The following is an 18693-nucleotide window of genomic DNA, read 5'->3' as shown; positions in this document are numbered from 1 at the left end:
GCGCGGAGGTGTGGCGCTGCCCGCCCCCCGCCTAGTTTTCTGCCATGCCCGCCCCCCGCGACCACCGCCCCTCCGCTCCCGCCAAGGCGCCCAAGGGAGCCAAGCCGTCCCGACAGTCGCTCACCGCGCTGCTCGAGGAGCACGGCCTCGTCCTGCTCTACGACGGCGAGTGCGGGCTGTGCGATCGCACCGTGCAGTGGGTCCTCAAGCGCGACCGCGAAGGGTCGATGCGCTTTGCCCCGCTCAAGAGCGCGGTCGGGCGCGAGGCGCTGGCGCGGCTCCCCGGGCTCGCCAACGTGGACTCGGTGATCCTCGTCCACCGCGAGGGGGCGTGGATCAAGTCGACGGCGGTGCTGGAGCTGCTGCGCTACGTGGGGGGGGCGTGGGCCTTCGCGACGGCGGGCTACCTGCTGCCGCGCGCGCTTCGCGACTGGTGCTACGACTTCGTGGCGCGTCGCCGCATTGCCTGGTTTGGGCGGCTCGACAGCTGCCGGCTCCCCAGCGCCGAGGATTCGGCGCGCTTCCTGATGACGCCCTGACACACGAACGGCGCGAGCGATGCCCGCGCCGGCTGACAGGTCACAGCGCCCTGCGAAACGCTACAGCGAGGAGACCGCTGCCGCCCCCGAGTGGCGCGAGAACCACGCGGTCCGCTGCTCGGCGGGGCTCCCGTTGTTGAGCAGGTAGCTCAGGAGCGCATCGGCGAGGTCGTTCCCGGTCTGGAAGCGCTCCCCGGCCGGCTTGGCGAGGCACTTCATCACGATGGCCGAGAGCTCGAGCGGGACGCGCGAGTCGACGACCTCGGGGGCGACGGGGGCCTCGTGCACCTGCTTGTAGCCGACGGAGTACGAGTCGGCCCCGTCAAACGGAGGAAAGCCGAGCAGCATCTCGTAGAGCATCACGCCCACGGCGTAGATGTCGCTGCGCCCGTCGACCATCTTCCCCATCGCCTGCTCGGGGGACATGTAGTGCGGCGTCCCCATGGCGCGCCCGCTTCTCGTCAGGCGCCCGTGAAAGCGCGCGGTCGCGATGCCGAAGTCGGTGATGAGCGCGTGCCCGTCCTCATCGAAGAGGATGTTGTCGGGCTTGATGTCGCGGTGCACCACGCCGCGGCGATGCGCGTAGTCGAGCGCGGTCGCCACCTGCGCGCAGATCGTCGCCGACGGCCCCGGCGGCACCGTCTTGTCGCGCACGAGGACGTCGGCGAGCGAACCGCCGGCCATGTACGGCATGACCAGGTACACCAGCTCGCTGAGGTCGGCGAAGTCGAGGATCGGACAAATGTGCGGATGCATCAGCTGGCTCGAGGCCTCGGCCTCGCGCTTGAAGCGCTCGCGCATTTCCGGGTCCTTGGCCAGGTGCGCGTGCAGCACCTTGACGACCAGCGGCCGGTCGAGCGTGGCGTGCATGGCGTAGTACACGTGCGCCATGCCGCCGCTCCCCATGCGGCGCACGACGCGATAGCGCGCCCCGGACGCCTTGCGGAGGTTGGTGAGTTCGCTGTCGGGCTGCTCGAGCGGGGCGGCGCTGACCTCGGGGAGGTTGTCGTGGCAGCGCGTGCACTTCACCGCCCGCGTCCGGTTCCAGGTGCCGCAATCGGGACAGAACACGGCTCAGGCTCCGAACTGGAGGCGGACGAAATCGTACGGCGGGAGCGGGCCGCTCTCGTCGATCTCCAGCTCCGGAAGTCGCTGGCGTTCCTCGCCCAGCGCCTCATGGAAGACTGTCCACTTGTCGCGCTCGATCAGGAACGACGCCTCGACGCTCTTCCCCGTCGCCCCCGACTGCGGCTCGAAGGTCACGCAGGACACGGCGCTGCGCTTGAGGAAGCGGAAGGAGTCGAAAACCGTCGTCTCGAAGTCGGCGGCGCGCACTTCACGCGATTCGCTGAGCTCCTCGGGTGGCAGCGGGAGCGGCGCCACGCGCACGCGGGCCATGAGACGATCGCTCAGGAAGCCGACGGCGTCGACGAGCGCCACGTAGTGCAGCTCCATCCAGTGCAGCAGCGACGAACGCGACCGGAAGACGGTGCCGAACGGCGCGGGGATCACCTGCTGCTCGCGGAACGCGTCCTCGACGATGCGGCGATACTCGCCGATCGCATCGCTGGTCGCCGCCAGGCGCTCGTAGGGCGCCGAGCGCACGATGGCCGCGAGGTCGCGAAGCGGCACCAATTCGGCCCCCGACAGTCGCAACGGGGACGACGAATCGTGGGCGACGACACCAAAGAGCTGCAGCGCGTCAGCGCCGATGGCCGGGTTACGGAGGCTGCGCGTACGCGCCACTGATATCCTCGTTGGGTCCTGCGTTGCGAAGGGACGTGCCTGCCGTGCATCCGCGTGGTGCTGCGCCCCTTCCACCACCGCCCGGTCGTGCAGCGGCTCCACACCGTCCGACCCTGCGGCGGGTCAATCCTCAGTATCGACCGTAGGCACTCCAGACATGACGCCCACCCCCCGGTCCCGCACCGTCAACTCACCCTGCCCCCGCCCGCGCCGTTCAGAGGCGCGCCTCTTCATGCGGCTTTCATGCAGACGTCCGACGCATGGCATCGGCCGGTCGCTCGCGTATCTCAGACGATTCTCATGGTACCGTCCGTCACACGGAACTTTCTGCCGAAAATCGCGCCCCTCGGAGTGTACGAACGCGCAATGCTCGGCTCCAGAGACCCCCGGAAAACGGACGCCACATCGCAGCGTCCGGGCTAGAGCAGGGCGCGGAGGTGCGTGACGCAGGCGGCGCCGAGCCGGTCGGGGTCATATCCCCCCTCCAGCGCACTCACCAGGCGCCCGCCGCACCACCCGGTCGCCCGCTCCACGAGCTGGCGGGTGAGGGCGTCGACGTCCTCCAGCTCCAGCGTGAAGCCGCCGAGTGGGTCGCCCCGCAGCGAGTCGAAGCCGGCGGAGACGAGGATGAGGTCGGGGGTCCATCCGGTGGTCGCGGCGTCGATGCCTCGCGTGAGCGCCTCGACGTATTGCGCCGCCGGGAGCCCGGCGGCCATGGGGACGTTCCACACCGACCGGTGCGGCCCGCGATCCTCGGCGGCCCCCGTCCCCGGGTACCAGGGCCACTGGTGCATGGAGACGAAGTGGATGTCGGGTTCGTCCTCGACCAGCGCCTGCGTCCCGTTGCCGTGGTGCACGTCCCAGTCGACGATGAGGATGCGCTGGGCGCCGTGCCGGCGGCGGGCGTAGTGCGCGGCGATCGCCACGTTGCCGAAGAGGCAGAAGCCCATCGCCCGCGCGCGCAGCGCGTGATGCCCGGGGGGACGCACCGCCGCGAAGCTGCGGACCGCGCGCCCGTCGAAGGCCATGTCGACCCCATCGAGCACGGCGCCACAGGCGGCGCGCGCCGCGTCCCACGACCCCTCGCTGGCGACGGTGTCGGGATCGAGGCGCCCGCCACCCTGCTCCACCAGTTCGCGAACGCGCTCCACGTAGTCGGGATCGTGCGCGATCGCCAGCTCGTCGGCGGTGGCGTGCCGCGACTCGAGGTGCTCGATGGCTTGATACAGGTCGAAGTCGTTTCGCAACGCGCGCGGAATGGCGCGCAGCCGCCCCACGTGTTCGGGATGATGCCAGCCGGTGTCGTGCCGGCCGCAGTCGGCGTGCGAGATGTAGGCGACGGTCATCGGGCTCCGCGAAGGCGACGGGAAGACCACTCCGCGAGGAGTGCGAGGAGGAAGGCAGCGAAGAGCAATCGGTCCCAGGCGACGGAGGAGACCGGGGGAGCCGTGTCGGCGGCGAGGTCGCTGGGGGGGCCCCACGCCTCGACCAACGCCGCGAGTGGCGCCTCGTCGACCGAGGGCGTGGCCGTCAGCTGCACGGGCGGGGCGTAGGCCACCGACGACACGAGCGACGACCACCAGGCACGGTGCGCCGACGGCCCCGAGTCGTCGCCTTCCATGCGCCAGCGCCAGGTGTCGTCGTACCCCATCATCAGGACGCGCCCCGCGTCGACGCGCGCCGCCACGATCCGCGCGCGGTTCCCCGTGCGCTCGAGGGTGACGGCATCACGGGCCGCCGAGGTGAGCGCGACCCCTCCGAGCGCGCGCCGAGGGCGTTCGCCGGAGAGTGCGCCCAGCGTCGGGACGATGGCCTCGCCCGCGCGCGCGGGGAGGACGGAGGCCAGCGCCGTGAGTCGCGCGGCGGCACTGGTGACGATCACCCCCCCACCGCTTCGCGCGTAGCGTGCGATCGCCGCGGCGCGCGAGGCGGCGCTCTCGTCAAGCACGACGACCGCCGAGTAGCGCGAGGTGTCGATCGCGTCCGCGGCGCCCTGCCGCACGTCGACGAGCGGGGCGACGCTGAAGCGAGCGTCGACGCGCCACCCCGCCTCCTCGAGGGCAGCGGCGACGAACTTCCCCTCCCAGCCGGCGCGCCCCAGCACCAGGACCGGGCGCAGGACGAGCGAGTCGCGGCGCATCGTGGTGGCGAGAGCCCCCGCGCCGTGTACGAGCACCGCCCCGTCCATCGTGGCATCGACGGCGCGCACGCCCGTTGTCGACAGTTTGGCCGAATCGACCGCCCCTGCGGCATCGCGCACGGTGAGCGCCGCCTCGGCGCGACCGATCGTCACCAGGCGCACGCGCCCCGACGGCTCGGCGAGCGGCTCGGCGACCGCCGCCGACACCGACGGAGGGGCCGCGAGGGTCCATCGCACCGTGGTTCCCGCCGCCGCGACGGCACGCGCCACCGCGCGATCGCTCGCGCCGGGGAGCGAATCGACGGCCAGATCGAGCGAAGCGACCGGTGTCCGCACCGCGCGCGCCAGTGCCTGCGGCAGCCCGCCGGTTCCGGCGAGGCGGAGCGCCACGTCGCCCGCCGGCGCGGGGAACCAGGCGCGCCAGAGCAGCGCGCCTAACGCCAAGCACGCCGCGGTGCGAGCGCCCCCCTCGAGCAGGCGACGGTTACCGGGTGAGGGCATACACCACCAGGTTCACCGCGAAGCGCGTGTTGTCGACCGAGTAGAAGCGCTTGTTGTCGGGGTGGAAGTTCCACTCCGACGAGTAGTCCTTGTTGCTGTAGAGGACGGCGATGCGGTCGCCGCGCATGGCCGCCATGAGGTACGGGTGCAGGAGGTTGTCCCCCCACCCGTTGAGTTCATGCGAGGTGTTGGGCGGGCCGTCCTCGAAGCGGAAGAAGGCCGAGTAGAGCGCGTGTGTGTTGGGAAGCTTCGCGAGCTTGCCGGCCACCGCCTCAAGCTCCTCGGTGGCCGTCTTGTGGAACATGCCGTCGACGTCGTGGTTGTGATCGTCGACGAAGAGGAGCCCGCCGCGCTCCAGATAACGCGCGAGCATGCGCTTCTCCTGCGCCGTGAAGCGGACCGGCAGGTGCCCCGTCAGGTACAAGAGCGGGTAGCGCAGCACCGCCTCCGACCCCAGCGCCACGATCACCCCGGACGGGGAGACGTCGATCTCGGTGTAACGGGCGACCGAGTCGATGAGGTTGGCGGGGACGAGCGGCGCCGAATCCCAGTCGCCGGACTCGTACTGCGCGGTGGCGAAGGTGAAGGTGGCCCGGGGGCTCATCGCACGCTCCCCCACACGGCGAGCGAGTCGCTGGCGACCACGACATCGTCGAGCGCGCGCCGGGCGCGCAGCAGCGATGCGGTCGCATCGCGCGACCCCCGCAGCTCGCCGATGGCCCCCTCCAGCGCGCTGGCGGCGGCCGGGCGCGACTCGGCGACCGCCAGGCGCAAGACGATGAGCGAATCGACGCCGGCGCCCGGGTCGCGTGCCAGCACGTCGAGGGCGCGGGCGAAGCGCTCGAGCAGCGGACGGCGCGCCGCGTCGGTGGCGAGGCGCGGGGTGCGAGCCCCGGGTGTCCCCTTGTCCTTCCCCGTCAGGCGCACGCGCGCGAGGTCGACGACCACGCGCGGTGGCGTCCCGCGCAGGTAGAGCCGCTCGGCCGAGCGCGCGCGCTGGATGGCGGCGAGCGCGACGTACATCGGCGGAATGGCCTTCCGCGGTTCGCCGCCATCGAGGGCGCGTCCGGCGTCCCACATCGCGTTGTAGGCCTCGAGCATCGGGCGGTTGATCGCCACCACCGGCGTCTCGTCGTGCTCGAAGTCGGTGGGGGCGCCCGAGATCTGCGTCGCGCGCTCGGCCGCCTTGAGCAGCTGCTCGGGGGTGAGCGGACCGCTCCCTAACGAGTCGTTCTCGGCGTGCCCGTGCCCATCGCCGTGGAAGTGCTCGCCGTCGGCATCGTCGCCCAGGCGCGAGAAGATGATGTCGCTGACCTGCTTGCGCAGGCGCGCCTGGTCGCGCCCGATGCGGCGCGACTCGGCGACGACGTCGGCGCGCGACGCGCGCGCGGCACGCTTCACCAGCGCCTCGGTGAGGTTGATCAGCATGCGCTGGCTGATCACCGACTTGTCGGCCTCGGCGGGCGGGGCCTGCTCGACGGCGACCGAGTCGTATTCGTCGGTGCGGGCGATGCGAATCGTGCGCGTGTCGGAGCTGCCGATGCCGGGGCCCGAGATGGTGTTGCGGTCGCGGGCGACCGCCCGCAGGTGCAACACGTCGCCCGGTTGCAGCCCCAGCGCGTCGAGGGAGAGCGTCGCGCGCAAGGCACCGTCGCGCTGCGTCCCGGCGGCGAGTGCGCCGAGCGACCCGCTCCTGAAGGTGAAGCGCTCGCCTTCGCCGGAGCTGATGATGTAGTCGAACGAGGCGCGCGCGAGCCCCAGGTCGTCGTGGATGTCGGCGGAGAGCGCGAAAGTCCCCTTCGGCGTGCGAAGGATCGAATCGCGCGCCGGGGCGTGCAGCGTCACGCGCGGGGCCGAATCGACGAGCGGTTCGAGGGCGATGAGCCGAGCGTCGCCGCCCACGCGTTGCACGCGCAGTAGTGCACGCGCGCTGGCGCTGGAGAGTGCGCTCGTCCAACGATCGCCCGAGGCTCGCACCGGGAGCTGGCGGTCGTCGAGCGTGACCTGCGTCGTGGTCGAATCGCCCGCCCCTTGCAGCGTGATGACGCTGCCGGGATACGCGCGCAGCAACGCCGGAGATTCGAGCTGTTGCGGCGCCAGCCCGGTGTAGCCCGGCGGGCGCAGCGAGACCGTGACCGCGCCTAACGGGGCGACCGACGCGGTCGCCGCACCGGTGGCGGATGTCGGCGATCCCGCGCGACCGATCGACCCGTCGGCGGGGACGACGGCGATCGCGGTCGCGCCGACGGCGGCGAAGACCGCCGGACCTGCGAGCGAGCGCCAGAGTGCGGCGCGCGCCGGCGCCTCCCACGTGGAGCCACGCAGCACCTGCTCGAGCGAGCGCTGGGCGGCAGGCGCAACGTCGTCGTTGGCGGCGGTGACGAGCGCGTAGCGCAGCGTGGGTGCACGCTCCTCGAGCCAGAGCGCGGCGCGTTGCGTGGAGAGGGCGAAGGCGGCGGTGCGCCACCAGGTGCCGACGGCGACGGCAAGCGCGGCGACCGCGCCCAGGACGAGCGGCGCCGCGGACGAGGGGAGGGCCAGGCGCGCGATCGCCGTCACGAGCAGGCCGGCTCCTGCGCCGGCGAGCACGCCGCGCAGCACCGCCGCACCTTGCAGCCGCCGGCGCCAGTGCCGCACGCTCTCGCGCGCCTGCGTCATGGGTGCGCCGGCACTCGCGGGCGAGGTCATGCCGCCTCCCGCGTGGCCTGCGTCGCGTCGGCGCGCTCGACTTCTAGCTGCGCCACGCGGCGGCGCAGCCACCACTCCACGGCGAGCAGGAGCGCGACGCCCACCAGCAGCCACCGCTCGGCGTCGTGCGATGACGGGTCGGCGGTGGCGGCAGTGATGGCAGCGGCGGTGGCGGCGCCAGACTGGCCCCCATCCACGGGCGCCGCACCGGGACGCGCCGTCGCCGACTCGCCCTGCGACGTGACGCCGGCAGCTGCACCGGTGCCAGTCCCGCGCGCCCACGCCGCCACACGCGCCGTGTCCATCACCCCGGCGCTCCCTCCACCGCACGGCGTGGCGAACTGGCGAACCAGCGCAAGGAACGACGGACGCAGCACCTCGTCCCCGACCGACGGTACGCCAACCCCTACCGATCGAAGGCATCCCGCGCCGAGCGCCACTTCGTGCGCGGCGGGGGTGCCGTCGCCCCAGCGGGCGATCGTGCGGCCACTGGCCAGCGGGATCGGCGCGCGCGCAAAGCGACCGATCACCGCCCGGTCGCCGGCCACCAGCGCCTGCGGTGCGGCGACCGAGTCCGACCGAGCGGTCCCCGGCCACGACACGACGACGCCCCCCTCGCGCGCCCACGCGGAGTCGGCGGCGGTGAGGGGGAGGCGCGTCACGCGGAGCGACAAAGCGGTGGAGTCGAGCGCGAGGGCGAAGGCCGCCCCGAGCGGATCGCCGGCGGGCGGGAGCTCGCGCGGCGGGCGGGAGCCGTCGACGCGCGTTGCGGCTGACGAGTCGACCGCGGCGGCGACGCGTATCGCGCGCACCGCCCCGCCCCACTGGGCACGCACGGCGTCCATCGACGCGTCCCAGCTCTCCGTGGCAAAGGGGGGAGACGACCACCACCTCGACGGTGTCGTGCACGCGGGCGAGGCGCACCGCTTCGCGCACCGCGGCGACGAGCCCCGCACCCAGCGCGCCGCGCACGGCGGCGCGGGGGCCGAGCGTGGTGTCGGAGAGCAGGCGGGCCACCGAATCGACACGCACCCAGGCGGTCACCGCGGCGCCGGCGGAGAGCGCTCGCGCGCTGTCGGCCACGTCGCCGACGCGCGCCACGCGCCGCGAGGCGTCGAGCACGAAGACCCGCGCCGTCCCCGAACGCGCCGGCGTCCACGCGGGACGCGCCAGGGCGAGCCCCGCCAGGAGCAACACGGCGACGCGCACCAGCAGGAGGAGGCGGTCGCTCAGGCGCAGGTCGCGCGACACGGCCCGCACCGCCGAGGGCGGGGCGAAGCGCGCCGTGGGGAGCAGCGTCGGCGCGGGGCGGCGCCACGCCAGGAGGTGCAACCCCAGCACCACCGCCGAGGCGACAGCGCCGGCCACGAGGGCCCACGGAGCGGCCAGCGTCAGCATGCGCTAGCGCCCCTCACGCGCGCCGGTCGCCACGGCGCGCGCCACGAGGCCGGGGTCGTCCTCCGCTTGCACCTGACGATAGGTCGCCCCGGCCAGTCGCCAGGCCCGTGCGGTGGTTTCGCGCCATTCGGCGAACCGTGCGACGTAGGCGGCGCGCGCCGCGGCGTCGAAGGGGCGCTCGACGGTGGGGTCCTCAGGGTCGACCGCGAGGGCGATGGACGCCGGTGGCTCCAGCTCCTCGCGCGAGACGATGTGCAGGACGTGCACGTCGCCACCGGCGCTGGTGCGCGCCGCGGCCGCGTGGCGGAGCGCTCCTTCGTCGCCCAGCAGGTCGGAGAGGATGACGAGGCGCGCGCGCTCGGGGACGAGCACGAGCGACGGCGCCGCCTCGGCCGCCCCCGCCGGCACCACGCTGCCTAACGCCGATACCAGCTCCACCAGGACGTCGGCACGCGTGCGGGCGCGCACGTGTGCGGTCCCGCCACTGGCCACGATGATCGCCCCCACCGGGTCGCCGGCGCGCTGGGCGATCGACGCCAGCGCCGTCGCCAGGGCGCGCGCCATCCACCACTTGGCCTGCGACGCCGAGGGAAAGGCCATGGAGGCCGACGCATCGACGAGGAACCAGGTGGGGTGGACGGCGCGATCGTCGGAGAGCCGGGTAAAGGCGCGATCGCTGCGCGCGAGGAGCTTCCAGTCGAGCTGGCGCGGGTCGTCGCCCTGGCGGTAGAGCCGGTACTCACTCAGCTCGGGGGCACGCCCGCGCAGGCGCGAGAGGTGCGAACCGGTGTGGACGCCGCTCACCCGCCGGCGCGCCGGCCAGGTGAGGCCGCGAACCGCGTCGAGGATGGGGCCGTACTCGCGCGGGATCGACATGCGAGGGGGTCAGCGCGCGCGCGAGGGGGGGAGCGGGAGCGACGGGGGCGTGGGAGCGGCGGGCGGTAGCGGGGGGACGAGGCGCGCGCGCTCGAACGGCCGCGACGATTGGGGGGCCCCCCCCAACAACAACATACGCCCCCCACCCCCCATCACCCGTACCATTCCCTCCCTCTCCGTACCCTAAAGCCGCACGCCGCTCGACGGCGCGCTCACCCGCTCCAGCACCTCGCGCACGATCCGCTCCGCCCCGATCCCCTCGGCCTCCGCCGCGAAGTTCGGCAGCACGCGATGCCGCAACACCGGCCCCGCCACGCGACGAATGTCCTCCGGGGCCACCGCCATGCGCCCCGACAGCAGCGCGTGCGCCTTGGCGCCGAGGATCAACGCCTGCCCCGCGCGTGGCCCGGCCCCCCAGCGCGCGTACTTCCGCACGAGTTCCGGGGCGCCTGACGAGTCGGGGCGCGTCGCACGCGCCAGCGCGGCGGCGTACCGCAGCGCCGGCTCGCTCGCCGCCACATCGCGCGCCAGCCGCTGCAGCGCCAGCGTCTGCGCGCCGTCCAGCACCGGCACCAGCTCCACCTCCGAGCGCCCGGTCGTCGCCCGCAGGATCGCCACTTCCTCGTCCTCGTTAGGATAGCCGACGCGAATGTCGAAGAGGAACCGATCGAGCTGCGCCTCGGGGAGCGGGTAGGTCCCCTCCTGCTCGATCGGGTTCTGCGTCGCCAGCACGAAGAACGGCTCCGGCAGCCGCATCGTCTCGCCGGCCGCCGTCACGCGGTGCTCCTGCATCGCTTCGAGCAACGCCGCTTGCGTGCGCGGCGGGGCGCGGTTGATCTCGTCGGCCAGGACGATGTTGGCGAAGACGGGGCCCTTCACGAAGCGGAACGAGCGCCCGCCGGTGCTTGTGTTCTCCTCGAGGATCTCGGTCCCGGTGATGTCGCTGGGAACGAGATCCGGCGTGAACTGGATGCGCCGGAAGTCCAGCTGCATCGCATCGGCCACCGACTTGATCATCAGCGTCTTGGCCAGCCCGGGGACCCCCACCAGGAGCGCGTGCCCGCCGGCCAGGATCGCCATCAGGATCTCGTCGAGCACCTCGCGCTGTCCCACGATGCGCCGCGCCACTTCCTCGCGCAGACGCGACGCGGCCGCCAGCAACGCCTCAGGCGTCGTGGCGGCAGCGGGGGAGGACGTCGGGGGAACGGTCGTGTGGCTCAGCGGACGGGATGACGACGACGACTGGTGAGGAGGAAGATCGACCCCTGCTTCGCGCCGGCATCGGTCAGCGAGACGCGCTCGTCGAGCACCTCCCAACCGGCCAGCTTGATGACGTAGTCGGCGTGATGCGCGGACTCGTCAGGCATCAGCGCCTGCAGCGCCCGCTCCTTCACCACCGACACCGGCGTGTCTGCCGGCGCGTCGACGCGAATCGTATCCCACACCTCGGGGATCTGCACCCGCAGCGTGATGACCGGCTCGTTTCCCGTGCCAAGGCGGATCCCCTCGGGACGGCTCCGGAGCTGCGTCGTGAACGGCGTCGCGGCGCTCATGCCAGGACCTCGGCGGCGCGCGGCAACGTCGACAAGAAGCGCGACACCTGCGCGTCGAACATGTACGAGGCCCCGGTGACCAGCGTCGCCCCGTCGCGCGGGATGGCGCCGATCACGATCTCTTCTCCCCCCTGCCCGCGCAGCGTGAGGTGCGCGGCGCTCTCCTGCTCGGGGAAGGCGGCGTAGATGTTGATGCGACGGGAGAAGAACTCCTTGGCCGCCGCCAGGACATCGGCGGGGGCGAGCGTCGTGCGCATCTCCTGCATCGTGCGTCGTTGGGTCATGCCCGATTACGTGATCGTGAGGTTGCCCCGCGCGTCGCGCGCAGGTTCGAACTCGAGCGGGAGCGAGACGGTGAAGCTCGTCCCGATCCCCGTTGCCGATACCAATTCCACGTCTCCCCCCAACAGGCGGGAGAGCCGCCGCGCCAACGCCAGCCCCAGCCCCGAGCCGCCATAGCGGCGCGTGACCGAGCCATCGGCCTGGCGGAACTCCTCGAACACCGTCGCCTGCGCCTCGATGGGGATCCCGATCCCGGTGTCCGAGACGCGGTACTGCACACGATCGCCCACCAGCGTCACGCCGACCTGCACGTGCCCGCGCGCGGTGAACTTGTAGGCGTTGCCGAGCAAGCTAACGAGGATACGGGCGATTTTCTTGCGATCCGACTTCATGCGCGGCAGGAACGGCGGCGGCTCGTCGACCCGCAGCTCCACCTCGTTCGGCCGCCCAGCCACCGTCGCCACGACTTCCTGCAGCACCAGCGCCGGGTCGAACTCCTCGACGAAGAGCGAGATGTCGCCTCGCGTCAGCGTCGTGAGCTCCAGCAGGTCCTCGATGAGCTCCAGCAATCGCTCGCTCGACCGCTTCACGTGCAGCAGGTCGTGCCGTTGCCCGTCGGTGAGCGGCCCGGAGAGCTCCTCCTGCAGGATGGAGATGTAGCCCAGCACCGAGGTGAGCGGGGTGCGCAGCTCATGGGAGATGTTGGCCAGGAACTCGTCCTTGGCGCGCCGCGCCTCGACGACCGCGGCGTACTGTTCCTCGAGCTCGGCGTTGGCCTCGGTGAGCGCCGCGTTGGTCCGCCGCAACTGATCGATGAGCGACGCCTTTTCGGCCGTGGCGGCCATCTGGTCGGCCACCAGGCGCATCATGCCGCGGGATTCCTTGCCCCGCGCCCCCGAGTCGGCGAAGTAGAACGTCACCGCCCCCAGCACCTTGCTGGCCGTTTGCAGGGGGAGGGCGACGAGTGACTTGAAGCCGAGCTCCGAGGCCACCTCGACCCAGTCGTCGAGGTCGGAATCGGCAAAGACGTCGGGGACCTCGATGATCCGCTTCTCGGCCGCCGCTTCGCCGCTGGGGCCGAAGCCGAGTCGTACGCGCATTTCGCCGAGCCATGGTTGATAGCGCTCGGGGAAGTTGTGCGCGGCCACGAGGTGCATGAGCTCGGAGACGCCGTCGACGAGGTACACGGAGGCGAAGGTCGCCCCGACCAGCGGACTGACGCGGTCGAGCGCGAACTGAAAGACCTCCTCGGGACGGTCGGCGTTGAGGAAGGCGTGCACGATTTCGCGCACGGCCATCAACTCACGCAGCGACTCCGGCGTGGTCGAGGTGGGGAGGACGGGCTTGGACGATCGCAGCCCGTCGAGGGTCTTGCGGACAGTCTTGGGCACGGGCGGGGAGTTTAACGCGGGGCGCGCGCGCCGTGAAGAACAGGCGCGCCGATGCCCACGCATTCATCGACCTCCGACGGGTCTCGGATGGACGAGCGCGGTACGTGATCAGAATGTCGCGGTGATTGACGAGAAGATCCACGAGTACGGGAGCGCACTCCCAGTCTGGTGCGGGAACCGGCCAGGTGTGAACCGCGCGAGGCCGCCGTCCACGCGCAGGTGCGACGCCAGCCGCCACTGCAGCGTGACGTCGATTTCCTTGCCGACGTCGCGCGACGTCGCGGTGGCGCTCGCGGATCGGAAGATCCCCCCCGCGACATCGTACGCGGCGTCGGCCGCCGACGCGCGTTGAAAGGCGTGCGCCGACGTCCTGATCCGAACGAATGGAGTGGGTGAGAACTGCGTGACGATGCGCTCCTCCATCAGGTTGCGACGCCCCAAGGCGTCAGCGAACCCCGCGTATGCGTGTCCCAGCGGATACAACTGATCCCACGTGCCGCTCTGTGCCGGCACTCCCGCTCGTGTGCCGCTCGCGCGGTCGAGGCCAATGGTGACAGACGGCGACCCCGGTCGCGCTGGCGACCACGTGAGATCGGTGGCGAACATCGTCGCCCAGGTGGCGCCGCCCGTCCCCTCCACGCGTTGGACACCGCCCTCGACCTCGAGGGCAAGATCGGGACGCACGATGGGCGTGACGAGGCGCGTCGTCGCGGTGGCCCGTCTTGCCTGCGGGGGCGTTCCCACCCCGCGCACCGACTTCACCAACACCGCGCTTTCCAACACGCGCCCACCTCGCGCCGGCTGCCATGCGACCGTCGTGCCCCAGAGGCGCGTGACGTCGTCGGCGATGTCGCGCCGGAGCGGGCGCAGCACGAGCGGACGAACCGAGGAGGCGCTGAACGCCAGCGCTCCGCGCCGAACCTCCACGTTCCCTCCCTCGAACACCCGACGCACGTTGGCCCAGTCGAGCGGGGAGATGATGCGTTCGCGCCCCAGGAGCAACTCCTGACGGCCGAACCGCGCTGCGGCGCGAGCGCCGCTCAGCGTGCCCGCCAGCTCGACGAAGGCGTTGCCAAGGTCTCCGCGATTGCGATCCAGGGGGCGCGCCCCGCCTGGCAGTTCGCGCCCGGCCACGTCGGCCACGCGTCCTTCCACGAAGCCGCGCAGGTGCGTCCCCAGATGGAGGTCGGCGTGCAGGTGCGCGCGCACCGCGAGAAAGGCATCGGTGCGCGTCCCAGTCCCTCCACCGAGGAAATGCCGGACCGACTCACCACGCACACGCAGGTGCCCCCCCAGGGAGAGCCACGCGCCGCCGCGGTTGCTCAGCGTTATGTGCTTGAGCGGATCCAGCGGATCGCCACTGGGCGCCTCCGCCCAGTTCTCGCGAAAGCGGAGGTTCTCGAAGGGGGGGCGCGACGCGCGTGGCGCCGTTTGGGCCTGCCCGGGCGAGGCGATGCACATCCCGCCGGCCAGGGTGCACACGGTCGCGCAGAGCAACGCGGGAATGGCACGCATGGGAAGGGCCCGGACAAGGAAGCAATGATGAGGATAGCTAACGGGCAGAAGCAGGCGTCCGTGTTGCCGCCACGACGGCCTTGCCCAGCGCCTCGCGGTCGCCGGGGACGCGCGGCGACTGGAAGCGCAGCACGCCGTCCGCGTCGAGCACGCTGATGATGTTCGAATGGTCGAAGTCCCCGCTTGGCAGCTGACGGTAGCTGACGTTCAGGAGCACGGCGAGCTGTCGCACATCCGGCGGCGCGCCGCGCAAGGCGAGCCACCGCGCGTCGAGCGCCATCTTCTCCACGTGGCGCCGCAACGCGCCGACCGAATCGCGCGCCGGGTCGAACGAGGCGAGCACGAATCGCACGCGTGGGCGCACGTCGGGCGGGAGCGCGCGCTGCACCGACTGCATCTCCCGGGTGATGAGCGGGCAGGTCATCGTGCAGGAGGTGTACACCATCGCGAGTACCACCGTCTCGCCGCGCAGCTCGGCGAGCCCGAGCGAGCGGCCGTCGTGGTTGGTCCATCGGCCGGTGAGGCGGTAGAGCGAATGATCGGGGAGGGCCTTCGTCTCGTCCCGCGCCCGTGCCCGCGCCTGCGCCTGCGCCTGCGCGGCGGCGGAGAGCTGCAGCAGGGCGCCGGCGATCATGAGTGCCAAGCGTGGCGTGTACATGTTGCTTTTCATCGTTTGCCTCTCGACCGAAGTGGCGCCGCGTCACGCGCCACGCGGAACCCAAGTGTCGCCAGCGCATACGAGCCTCGCAGCGATCCACGGACGGCGTAGCGCATGAAAGCCGCGTAGTTGCCGGGATCGGCCGAAAGCGCGGCGCCGCCGGCGCAGAACAGGCCGTCATCTGGCGTGCCGTCGCCGCGCGACTCGCCACTGGTGACGACGGCGTTGAAGTCGTCGACCCACTCCCAGGGCCCGCCGTGCAGCCCCAGTACTCCGTCATCGCTCGTCAGGCGGAGGGTGGCGCTCGCCGTCGCACCCGACGCTTGCGCACTGTACGTCTCCAGCAGGAGCGCCTGCAGACGGTCGGTCGTGCCGCCAAGCGCGCGCCGGAAGCGACCGGCTGCCAGCTCCCACTCCGCCGTGGTCGGGAGGCGCGCGCCGCTCCACTCGGCGTACGCGTGCGCCGCGAACCACGACACGTTGACGACCGGCGCCGATGCCGCCACGCCTGGGCCGAGCACGGTATCGCCCATCCAGTGTCGCAGATAGGCAGGATCGGCTGCGATGCGCGCCACACGCGACCGCCGCCACTCTGGCCTGGCGATGACAAACCGGAGAAAGTCGGCGTTGCTCACGGCGCGTTCGGCGAGCTGGTACGCCGCCACCGCTAGCCCCGTGTCCGCGACCCCCGCGAGGTAGAACGGGCGCACGTGACCCTCCGTCACCGTGCGGTAGCGGTGAACGGCGGGCGACTGCGCGGCGGCGCGCCAGGCGCCGCCGCACAGCACGAGCATGATCGAGCAGGCACGCAGTGCACGTGACGACACCAACCGCACGTTGCGCTCCCGTCAGGGCTTCGGACGCGCGGCGCGCACACGCTGGACATCGCGCAACGACACGAGGTCCGTGGCGCGGTTGCCGAAGTTCGTCCGCACGTACGACAACACGGCCGCGATGTCGGTGTTGCTGAGGGCGAGACTCGGCATCACGCCGTTGAACTTCTGACCGTTCACGGAGATTTCCCCCGACAGCCCGCGCATCACCACACCAATCGCACGATCCTTGTCCGCCATCAGGAAGTCGCTCTTTGCCAGCGGCGGGAACGCCCCGGGGACCCCTTCCCCGCCGAGCTGGTGGCAGGCCGCGCAATTGGCGGCAAAGACCTGTTGGCCGCGAGCGAGCAGCTCGTTGCGTGGGAGTTCGCGCTCCGGGGCGGCGCTCGCCTCGTTCGGCACCGCCTGCACGGCACCTCCCTCGGGGAGGTACACCAGGTCATTCTGCTTGCCTGAGTAAATCGTCTTGTTCTCGCCCCCCTCGACCTTGAGCATGCCGAGCGCGCCCTTGTTGAAGGCGCGGAAGATCGAGTGATCCACGAGAATGAAGGTTCCCGGTACATCGAGCTTCATGTCGACCATCGCCGAGCCACCGGCGGGGACGAGCGTGGTCTGCACGTCGCGCTGGTTGGCCACGGATCCACCCTCGGTGTAGACCTTGTCGAAGATCTCGCCGATCACGTGAAAGCTCGACACCAGATTGGGGCCGCCGTTGCCGACGTACATGCGCACCGTCTCGCCGACGTTCGCCTTGAGTGCATTGTCGCCGGCCACCGCCCCCACCGAACCGTTGAAGACGACGTATTCGGGATCCTCGTGCAGTGCTTTCTCCATGTCGAAGGACTGCACGCCAGCCTCCCCATGCCGCCCGGCCGTGTAGAACTCGCTCTGCACGACATAGAACTCGCGATCGACCTTGGGCATGCCCTCGGCGGGTTCGACGAGAATGAGGCCGTACATGCCGTTGGCGATGTGCATGCCGACCGGCGCGGTGGCGCAATGGTAGACGTAGAGCCCCGGATTGAGTGCCGCGAAGGAGAACTGCGAACTGTGCCCCGGCGCCGTGAACGAAGCGGCCGCCCCGCCGCCCGGTCCAGTGACGGCGTGCAGGTCGATGTTGTGCGGCATCTTGCTGGACGGGTGGTTGTTCAAATGGAACTCGACCTCGTCGCCCGCGCGCACCCTCAGCATGGGACCGGGCACCGAGCCGCCAAACGTCCAGAACGTGTATTCCACGCCGTCGGCGAGTCGCTTGCGCACTTCGCGCGTCTCGAGGTTGATGACGATCTTGGCGGGTGACGTCCTGGTGATGGGTTTGGGAACCGCGGGGGCAAACGCCACCTGGAGCGTCTCGACGGGCAGGGCACCGCTGCCGCGGCCAGCGAGCGGATCGCGGGACGCCGGCGCGTCAGCCGAGGAACATGCCACGAGGATCAATCCGAGACACGCAGCTGCAAAGCACTGCCCTGTGCGCGTGCTGCTCCGATGGGTGACGGCGACGGTTGTGTGTTCCACGTGTGGTTCCGTTGGGTGGAGGGTCGGGCGCTGCGCGAGCGGCAGGGTTGGCGTGCGCCGTAGGGGAGCGGCGACGGCCTGCAAAGATCATATCGATGTGTGAAATACACGTCGGAGATGCTTCTGACGGACGTGAGGGATCTTCCCTGGGATTCTGTCAGGGAACACGACACGACGCGCGCGAGACCGGACGACACCACGGCCTCGCGCTGCAATCACACGAAAAGTCGCCCGTGCCCTCGGGCGTTGGACGCGTGCCCGCGTGGTGCGGCAGCACCGCCCACGAGGCTCGAGGTTCAGCCGCCGGAGCCGGATCTCCCGAGACTCCGTTGGACGGGACGACGCGCTACTTTCGCGGCCGCGCGGCCCGCACCTCGACCATGAACGTCAGGGCGTGCGCCGGCATCGACAGGATCTGCGCCACCGTCTCGGCGACATCCTCGGGGCGGAGCGCCCATTCCACCTTGGAGCCGCCAGGGGAAAGCTCGGTCGCGACCGATCCCGGCATCACCAGCGAGACCTTGACCCCGTAGTCGCGCACCTCGAGCATGAGGCATTCGCTCAGCGCCTGCACGGCGTGTTTGGTCGCGTTGTAGCCGCTCCCGCCGACCATGACGCTGCGCCCGGCGATGGACGAGACGTTGATCACGTGCCCGGCCCCCTTGGCGATCATCCCCGGGAGGACGGCGTGCGTGGCGTGGTAGATGGCGTTCACGTTGACGTCCATCATCTCCGCCCATTCGGTCGGCGTGAGGTCGATGAACGCCTTCTTGTGCAGGACGCCGGCGTTGTTGACGAGGACGTCGGCGTGCACCCCGTCGAGGGCGGTGGCAATCGCCGCCGGGTCGCGCAGGTCGACACCGATGGCGGTGCATCGCCCTCCCTTGGCGGCGATCTCCGCACCTAACGAGCGCAGCGCATCCTCGGAGCGGGCGAGGGCGACGATGTCGTAGGACGGGGCGAGCCGAAGGGCGATGGCGCGGCCGATGCCCTTGCTGGCTCCGGTGATGACGGCGGTGGGCATGGGAATTCAGAAGACGGGGAGACGGGAAGACGGG

Annotated in this window: 17 protein-coding genes; 1 reads left to right on the top strand and 16 read right to left on the bottom strand. The window is 71.4% G+C overall.

Features of this window, described 5'->3' with window-relative positions; genetic code table 11:
• The first annotated feature begins 44 nt into the window (after positions 1–44).
• Positions 45–539, top strand: a complete 495-nt coding sequence (locus tag IPN47_06705) for a DUF393 domain-containing protein (GenBank protein ID MBK9407732.1) — start codon at positions 45–47, stop codon at positions 537–539.
• A 60-nt stretch (positions 540–599) separates the two neighbouring features.
• On the opposite strand, the gene IPN47_06700 is transcribed toward IPN47_06705, so the two are convergent.
• The 16 genes from IPN47_06700 to IPN47_06625 form a co-directional block, all read right to left on the bottom strand.
• Positions 600–1610: a serine/threonine protein kinase gene (locus tag IPN47_06700; GenBank protein ID MBK9407731.1), complete on the bottom strand. Its 1011-nt coding sequence runs from the start codon at positions 1608–1610 to the stop codon at positions 600–602.
• A 3-nt stretch (positions 1611–1613) separates the two neighbouring features.
• Positions 1614–2285 (bottom strand): GvpL/GvpF family gas vesicle protein, encoded by a 672-nt coding sequence (locus IPN47_06695; protein MBK9407730.1) that lies wholly within the window; start codon positions 2283–2285, stop codon positions 1614–1616.
• A 419-nt stretch (positions 2286–2704) separates the two neighbouring features.
• Positions 2705–3631, bottom strand: coding sequence for a histone deacetylase (locus tag IPN47_06690; GenBank protein MBK9407729.1), 927 nt, complete (start codon positions 3629–3631; stop codon positions 2705–2707).
• On the bottom strand, positions 3628–4926 hold the full coding sequence (locus IPN47_06685) for a hypothetical protein (protein ID MBK9407728.1): 1299 nt from the start codon (positions 4924–4926) through the stop codon (positions 3628–3630). Before IPN47_06685 ends, IPN47_06690 begins: the two co-directional genes overlap by 4 nt.
• A complete protein-coding gene (locus tag IPN47_06680; protein MBK9407727.1) occupies positions 4910–5530 on the bottom strand; it encodes a DUF4159 domain-containing protein in 621 nt (206 codons plus the stop codon). Before IPN47_06680 ends, IPN47_06685 begins: the two co-directional genes overlap by 17 nt.
• Positions 5527–9012 carry a hypothetical protein gene (locus IPN47_06675; GenBank protein MBK9407726.1) on the bottom strand — a complete coding sequence of 1162 codons (3486 nt, stop codon included), beginning with the start codon at positions 9010–9012 and terminating at the stop codon, positions 5527–5529. The genes IPN47_06680 and IPN47_06675 overlap by 4 nt, the downstream gene beginning before the upstream one ends.
• A gap of 3 nt (positions 9013–9015) precedes the next feature.
• Positions 9016–9888 (bottom strand): DUF58 domain-containing protein, encoded by an 873-nt coding sequence (locus IPN47_06670; protein MBK9407725.1) that lies wholly within the window; start codon positions 9886–9888, stop codon positions 9016–9018.
• Positions 9889–10071: 183 nt separating this feature from the next.
• Positions 10072–10968 carry an AAA family ATPase gene (locus IPN47_06665; protein ID MBK9407724.1) on the bottom strand — a complete coding sequence of 299 codons (897 nt, stop codon included), beginning with the start codon at positions 10966–10968 and terminating at the stop codon, positions 10072–10074.
• Between the two features lie 137 nt (positions 10969–11105).
• Positions 11106–11441 carry a hypothetical protein gene (locus IPN47_06660; protein ID MBK9407723.1) on the bottom strand — a complete coding sequence of 112 codons (336 nt, stop codon included), beginning with the start codon at positions 11439–11441 and terminating at the stop codon, positions 11106–11108.
• Positions 11438–11725 carry a hypothetical protein gene (locus tag IPN47_06655; protein ID MBK9407722.1) on the bottom strand — a complete coding sequence of 96 codons (288 nt, stop codon included), beginning with the start codon at positions 11723–11725 and terminating at the stop codon, positions 11438–11440. The genes IPN47_06660 and IPN47_06655 overlap by 4 nt, the downstream gene beginning before the upstream one ends.
• 6 nt (positions 11726–11731) lie before the next feature.
• Positions 11732–13114, bottom strand: coding sequence for a GAF domain-containing sensor histidine kinase (locus IPN47_06650; GenBank protein ID MBK9407721.1), 1383 nt, complete (start codon positions 13112–13114; stop codon positions 11732–11734).
• Positions 13115–13222: 108 nt separating this feature from the next.
• The gene (locus IPN47_06645) at positions 13223–14629 is read right to left on the bottom strand and encodes an alginate export family protein (GenBank protein ID MBK9407720.1); all 1407 of its coding nucleotides are present in this window, start codon (positions 14627–14629) and stop codon (positions 13223–13225) included.
• A gap of 37 nt (positions 14630–14666) precedes the next feature.
• Complete coding sequence (locus IPN47_06640; protein MBK9407719.1) at positions 14667–15299, bottom strand: SCO family protein; 633 nt, start codon at positions 15297–15299, stop codon at positions 14667–14669.
• Positions 15296–16114, bottom strand: a complete 819-nt coding sequence (locus IPN47_06635) for a formylglycine-generating enzyme family protein (GenBank protein MBK9407718.1) — start codon at positions 16112–16114, stop codon at positions 15296–15298. The genes IPN47_06640 and IPN47_06635 overlap by 4 nt, the downstream gene beginning before the upstream one ends.
• Before the next feature lie 21 nt (positions 16115–16135).
• On the bottom strand, positions 16136–17557 hold the full coding sequence (gene nirK / locus IPN47_06630) for a nitrite reductase, copper-containing (protein ID MBK9407717.1): 1422 nt from the start codon (positions 17555–17557) through the stop codon (positions 16136–16138).
• 424 nt (positions 17558–17981) lie between these two features.
• Positions 17982–18659: an SDR family NAD(P)-dependent oxidoreductase gene (locus IPN47_06625; protein ID MBK9407716.1), complete on the bottom strand. Its 678-nt coding sequence runs from the start codon at positions 18657–18659 to the stop codon at positions 17982–17984.
• Positions 18660–18693: the final 34 nt, after the last annotated feature.

The organism is Gemmatimonadota bacterium (genome assembly GCA_016719105.1).
Classification (GTDB): domain Bacteria; phylum Gemmatimonadota; class Gemmatimonadetes; order Gemmatimonadales; family Gemmatimonadaceae; genus SCN-70-22.
The sequence above is the reverse complement of the archived record's forward strand: the minus strand, read 5'-3'. Positions and strand labels throughout refer to the sequence as shown.